Origin of the sequence: Candidatus Methylobacter oryzae, from assembly GCF_003994235.2 — a bacterium.
Classification (GTDB): Bacteria; Pseudomonadota; Gammaproteobacteria; order Methylococcales; family Methylomonadaceae; genus Methylobacter_A; species Methylobacter_A oryzae.
In genome coordinates, this window is the sequence record NZ_RYFG02000051.1 from 1 (window position 1) to 5,506 (window position 5,506).

Annotated in this window: 8 protein-coding genes; 7 read left to right on the forward strand and 1 reads right to left on the reverse strand. The window is 46.2% G+C overall.

Annotated features, from left to right (window positions below):
- Window positions 1-377, reverse strand: a 377-nt coding sequence (locus EKO24_RS06505; RefSeq protein WP_143733190.1) for a helix-turn-helix domain-containing protein, incomplete at its 3' end; no start/stop codon positions are given.
- Between the two features lie 115 nt (window positions 378-492).
- Here EKO24_RS06505 and EKO24_RS06510 point away from each other — a divergent pair.
- From EKO24_RS06510 to EKO24_RS06535, 7 genes are all read left to right on the forward strand, one after another.
- Window positions 493-948 carry a hypothetical protein gene (locus tag EKO24_RS06510; protein WP_127027407.1) on the forward strand — a complete coding sequence of 152 codons (456 nt, stop codon included), beginning with the start codon at window positions 493-495 and terminating at the stop codon, window positions 946-948.
- Window positions 949-1,072: 124 nt separating this feature from the next.
- On the forward strand, window positions 1,073-1,438 hold the full coding sequence (locus tag EKO24_RS06515) for a hypothetical protein (RefSeq protein ID WP_127027406.1): 366 nt from the start codon (window positions 1,073-1,075) through the stop codon (window positions 1,436-1,438).
- Window positions 1,439-1,460: 22 nt separating this feature from the next.
- Window positions 1,461-2,789, forward strand: a complete 1,329-nt coding sequence (locus EKO24_RS06520) for a replication initiation factor domain-containing protein (RefSeq protein WP_206667221.1) — start codon at window positions 1,461-1,463, stop codon at window positions 2,787-2,789.
- The gene (locus tag EKO24_RS06525) at window positions 2,786-3,079 is read left to right on the forward strand and encodes a hypothetical protein (protein WP_127027404.1); all 294 of its coding nucleotides are present in this window, start codon (window positions 2,786-2,788) and stop codon (window positions 3,077-3,079) included. Before EKO24_RS06520 ends, EKO24_RS06525 begins: the two co-directional genes overlap by 4 nt.
- Before the next feature lie 174 nt (window positions 3,080-3,253).
- Window positions 3,254-3,403, forward strand: coding sequence for a hypothetical protein (locus tag EKO24_RS22340; protein ID WP_154671582.1), 150 nt, complete (start codon window positions 3,254-3,256; stop codon window positions 3,401-3,403).
- A gap of 3 nt (window positions 3,404-3,406) precedes the next feature.
- Window positions 3,407-3,658 carry a hypothetical protein gene (locus EKO24_RS22810; RefSeq protein ID WP_143733191.1) on the forward strand — a complete coding sequence of 84 codons (252 nt, stop codon included), beginning with the start codon at window positions 3,407-3,409 and terminating at the stop codon, window positions 3,656-3,658.
- Between the two features lie 48 nt (window positions 3,659-3,706).
- Window positions 3,707-3,919, forward strand: coding sequence for a hypothetical protein (locus EKO24_RS06535; protein WP_127027403.1), 213 nt, complete (start codon window positions 3,707-3,709; stop codon window positions 3,917-3,919).
- Window positions 3,920-5,506: the final 1,587 nt, after the last annotated feature.

Here is a 5,506-nt window from a genome sequence, read left to right on the forward strand (position 1 = left end):
ATTAATTTAACATAATATACATATTTGGCAGTTGAATGAGTTGCGTCTAAATCCTTTCCGTCGCTTGAATTTGCTAGTATTAGGGCGGTTCCAAGTGTAATACTAGCTGCTATTCCTGCTCGCTTTGATATGTTCTCCAGTACGTTTTTAAAACGTGGGTTTTGTTCCTTTTGGATTAGGCTTGCAAGCCATACTTCTTCTAGTGCCACGTTTGCGCCTTTTGCGATTTTTTCGGCTGTTTCTTGGCTGGCTCCTCCTCCTTTTTTCATGATTGATAGTGAAGCCTTTGTTATTCCTAGGTAATTTGCTAGTTCTACGTCCTTTTCAAAGCCTTTTTTTTCTTTAACTATTTCTAAGAACTCATTTAGTGTTTTCATTTTTTCTCTCTCCAATGAAGAATTAGTTTGACAACTATCTTACTTGTTAGTTAGTCTTGCAACATACCGTAAGTTAAGCATCTAACTTACTTGTTATAACCATAGAGGCAAGCCTATGAACCGACAATCCGCACAAACACCTATCTTGCGTGAAAACATCACGTTGACACTTTCATCAGCTGAGCAAGATGCATTAGCGCGTTGCTTACATGTTGCATCATTGAATCAGCTAACAATCATGGACGCTTGTTATCTCATTAACGTGAACAACAAGCTTAAATTTCTCACGGAATCAGGCGACGCTTGCCGCCATCCTGCTCAGTCGCCTGATGTAGTGGAGCAGGATGGCACCGTATCCTTATTACAGAATCATATTTTGGTTTCTCCGTCCGACTTAGACCAGATTCTTTTTTCGCTTCGTCGTTCAATGAAGTATTTGCCTAACAAGAAATCTGTTGATTGTGATGCTCAGTGTATTGCTGATTCAATTGAATTGATTGAGGCGCTTTTATCTGGTGGTTTTGATACAGAAGTATTAATTGTAGTAGGGCAGGGTGGCACTAATGGATGATTTATTGCTATTTCTTTCTGCCATTTTTGTTTTTTATATGGTCCTTGAAACAATTCCTGAAGTACATGATTTTTATTTTTCTGATCATTCTTCAGTTTATCAGGGTTGTAAACAATGATTTGCCATGCCTGCAACGGTCAAGGCATTGATTACCTTGATATATCCCCTTGTGATAATTGCCACGGCTCCGGCTCGGAACCTGAATACGTCATGCCTGACGACCATAGGCAAGATGATTCCTGTCGTTGCGACCACTGCCAGCCTTTTTGAGGTTTTATCGATGCCAATTCCAAACGCCAAACCCTCTGATTTTACGGCCTTTGCTGCCACTGTTTACCAAGCGAGTGCAACTGTGATGGACTTTGACATGTACTTTGATTATTACGAAGAAGTGCTCAAAGTCCTTTTTTGGAATCCTCATGTTGATACGCCAATGGCTATTGCTCAACAAGAACAGCAACACAAAAATATTGGGGGGTCTCATGTTTGAGTGTACCTCTAATATTAACGCTTTGGCATTTGACGAAGAATTTTCCGTCAAATTCATGCAGTTGCCGGAGCATTTGCGCCATAAAATAAAGCCGCTTAAGAAACTGACGCAAGAGCAAAAGGCCGCTAGACAGCTGGAAGATATGCGTCGTAACTTGTCAATATTCCCGGTGGTGTATCGCCACGCCGTGAAGAGCGAGAGACCGAGCGATAAGCGGCGAGGCGATAGCCCCCCCTATACTAACAGGGGGGGAAAGTTCGAGGACCTGCTGCCATCGGTAGCGGCCCTTGAATCGTTTCGTATCACGTCTGTAGGCGGCAAAGGTAAATATAACCTTGTCCTGATTCCTAAGCCTGATAAATCGCGATCTGCTCGTCATAGTTTTGTTGATTGGGTGACTTTTACCTTTGCTCGATCAGCGCATCCCATTGCTTTGCATAATGGGCAGGCGGTTTTTTCCGATCATGATTATGTCGTTGCTTTATCCGCTCAGCTCTATGATATTTTTGGTTATGGGGTAGTTCGTCAGCGCGAATCCGGGCTCAATTTTTACGAGAAATCCTACGATTTGGGTCAAAACGGTTGGGGTTTTGTCTGCATTGGCGGGCAAAATGAAACAGTTTCAATCACGCTGAAAGGGCAGGGGCTGTTGTCCGCCAAACAGGGCTGGGAAAAACGTCTTTTCAACTTTCTTGAATCGATTCCCAAGGCGCGGATAACTCGCGTAGACCTGGCTAACGATAACTTCAACTCACGTGTGTCGTTAGATGATTATCTGGCCATGTACAAGGCCGACCTCTTTAAATCCCGTGGCCGACCTCCCGAAGTTGAGCAGGCCGGAAATTGGGTAAATCCCAACGGCAAAGGCCGTACTCTCTATATCGGTTCCCGTAAATCCGGCAAGCTGTTACGTATCTACGAAAAAGGTCTCCAACTGGCTAATGGCTTTCATGAGAAATTTCCTAACTGGGTTCGTGTTGAGCTCGAACTCAAGAATCAAGACAGAGAAATTCCTTATGACGTTTTGCTGCGTCCCGGCCAATACCTTGCCGGCGCTTATCCAGCTTTAGCCAATATGCACAAAGTTCAAGATGTGATTAAAACCGCCAAGAAAACCGTACAAAGTACCTTCGAGCGATCTATTGAAGTGACGCGTCACCAATTTGGCAAGCATATTTGGACGCAAGTTCAAATTCTGGGCGCTGACGAAGCCATACGTCGCTTAACCGAAGGTAAAGAAGAAATCCCGCAAAAGCTCAACTTTGATACTTTTGCTGAATATGAAGAAACCGATTACCTGCATTGCAGTTATTTACAACCGAAACACAGTTTAACGGAGTTGATTTTATGAGAATGAATGTCATGGGGTGGAAACACTCCAAAGGTGATTTTAACGGGAACTCTTACGATTATGTAACGCTTTATTGCGTTGCAAAAATGGAACAAAAAGACACTCAACGGGGTGCCGCTGGTATTGATATGCGTGGCGACCCTTCGCTGGTAGAAAAGCTTAAGAAAATCGAATTTAACGCCATTATCCCCCTTGAAGTTGAAACCGAAGCTCGGGCTATCGGTAAAGGCAACTTTGTTGAGACTGTAGTCAATGTCTCTCCGGTACAGGTCAATAAGCAGCCTGGATAGGAATTATGAACTTATCGGTTCAGTTCTCTGCCGTAGTATTACTGTTTTTCTTAACAGTGCTTATGTCGGTTTTTTTATCTTATTTTCTGTATCGGTATGTTTATCTGGTTGGGGAAGGTGCAGGTATAGATTACTGCATCTCTCAACCTGCTGAATGCAGTGAGGAATTAACTAATGTCCATTTCAAAAGAGATAAAACGCATAGCGCGTAAAGCTCGCCGTTATCACGCTCGGCATAAGAACCAAAAACCGGCTCGTTTTAGTCCGGTTGATGAAACCAACAAAGGCCATGCTCTTGTTGGTCCTGGTTTTTATAAGGTTTGAACCATGTCTGTGTGCGTTGCTGTTGCTCCTGATGGTGTGTTGTCTTTAGACCTCGCTACGCCTTTTTCGGGGTGTTCTTACGTGCTTATCTCGTCCAATGAGTACACGTCGATTGCTGGACTTAATGACCTTTTTTCTCAGTATTTCGCCTTTGATTCAACCATGTTCGAGCTCGTTTTCGGCTCTTTCATGATCGCTTTTGTTAGCGGTCATGTCTTGGGCCGAGTCATTTCCGGCTTGCGAAAAGCTGGATAAAAACCGTGGTGTTTCGGAAAAACACATATTTTTAATAGGAAATTTGTTATGAAAAAGAAAAACAGAATCTTACGTTATGGTGCGTCTGTCGCTGCTTTATCTGTCGCTGGTGTCGGTGCTGCTCATGCCGATGCTGAGGCGGCTATCACTGCCGCTATTGCAAAAGGCGAAGCATTGATGAACCTTGTTGCACCGGGCGTTATCGCCATTGCTGCAATCATGTTAGGTGTTGGCTTAGCCGTATCTTGGATCAGGAAATGATATTTTCCGTCGTCATGGCCTCAATGCTGGCTTTTTGCTTTGTCAATGGCTACATGAGCGGCAAATATTAACAAAGTGCGCTGTTAGTTGACCGGCGCTATCAGCGCATTTTTAAATAGTTGGAATAGTCCCAATGTCTTATCCGTTTAGCGCAAAAGCTCGTTCAACCGCCGTTTTTATTACGCTTTCTGATTTTCATCCTACGCCGCTGAAAGCGGGTATTCTTACGGGTTTATTGGCTTTTTATCCTTTATCTGCTTATGCGTCAGACACTTATGATGTAACCAAATTTTATTTGGATAATGGTATACATTTTAGTACTGCTGATGCCGCTTGCCAGAACTGGGAAAATCGTCGTGGCCCTGGCTATGTGCCGGGGCCTGCATCCGAAACGGCTACTTCATTTACTTGTACTTATTATCTGAATGGTACTGGTCCGTTGACAAATGATGGTCCTTATCCGATTGGTTTTAGTTGTCCTAATGGTGGTACTGTTGATGCTACTTATACAAAATGCGTGGTTAATACGGCTTGTCCAACAGGTCAGGTGCGTAATCTGCATTCTGGTGTTTGCCAAATACCGCCTCAATGTAAATCTGCTGAAACTTATGAGAATTCAACAAACACCTGTATAAAACCAATTTGTGAGCCTAATCAGGTGAATGATCCGGTTACATCTGCTTGTGTGTCCAAACCTGAATGTATTGAGCCGGAAGTGTATGATGCGGCTTCCAATACCTGCAAAACAAATCTGGTTACGTGTTACGAAAATATTGGTTTTTTTATTGATTCTGCCGGCGGTAGTCATACTTGTACCTATAAAAAAGAAGCTCAAACTCAAGGTCAGTGTTTATCTGATAGTTATTACTATGCTCATAATGATTGTCGGGTTGTTGATTGCCCCGATGGTTCTAAGACATTTGGTGTTTTTGGCGATATAAGCTCTTGTCCGGCTATGCCGCCTGAGCCCCCGCCGCCCCCTAGTGAACCTCCTCCGCCAAGTCCGCCACCTCCGAGCGAGCCACCTAGTGCGCCACCGCCAAGCGAGCCGCCTAGCGCTCCTCCGCCTGTTTCACCGCCACCGCCAAGTGAGCCGCCTAGCGCTCCTCCGCCCGGTTCACCGCCACCGCCAAGTGAGCCGCCTAGCGCTCCGCCGCCCGGTTCACCGCCACCGCCAAGTGAGCCGCCTAGCGCTCCGCCGCCCGGTTCACCGCCACCGCCAAGCGAACCGCCTAGCGCTCCGCCGCCTGGTTCGCCACCACCGCCAAGTGAACCACCGAGTCCGCCTTCGCCTACGCCTATACCTGAGCCAACGCCAACGCCAACGCCTGCGCCCGGCCCGTTGACGTGCCCGGCTGGTTCTCATTTGTCTTTGGATGGTACTTATTGCTTATCGGATAATCATCAAACTTGTCCTCCGGGCTATACAATGTCTGGCGATAATATTTGTTTGGCCAGTCCGCCTCCACCGAGTCCGCCGCCGCCTACGCCTGAGCCGCCGCCACCGAGTCCGCCGCCGCCCACGCCTGAGCCGCCGCCACCGAGTCCGCCGCCGCCCACGCCTGAGCCGCCGCCACCGAGTCCACC

Excerpts from the sequence above, each read along its gene's own strand:
- EKO24_RS06510 (WP_127027407.1), top strand. The coding sequence starts at position 493 with ATGAACCGACAATCCGCACAAACACCTATCTTGCGTGAAAACATCACG.
- EKO24_RS06515 (WP_127027406.1), top strand. The coding sequence starts at position 1,073 with ATGCCTGCAACGGTCAAGGCATTGATTACCTTGATATATCCCCTTGTG.
- EKO24_RS06525 (WP_127027404.1), top strand. The coding sequence starts at position 2,786 with ATGAGAATGAATGTCATGGGGTGGAAACACTCCAAAGGTGATTTTAAC.
- EKO24_RS22340 (WP_154671582.1), top strand. The coding sequence starts at position 3,254 with ATGTCCATTTCAAAAGAGATAAAACGCATAGCGCGTAAAGCTCGCCGT.
- EKO24_RS22810 (WP_143733191.1), top strand. The coding sequence starts at position 3,407 with ATGTCTGTGTGCGTTGCTGTTGCTCCTGATGGTGTGTTGTCTTTAGAC.
- EKO24_RS06535 (WP_127027403.1), top strand. The coding sequence starts at position 3,707 with ATGAAAAAGAAAAACAGAATCTTACGTTATGGTGCGTCTGTCGCTGCT.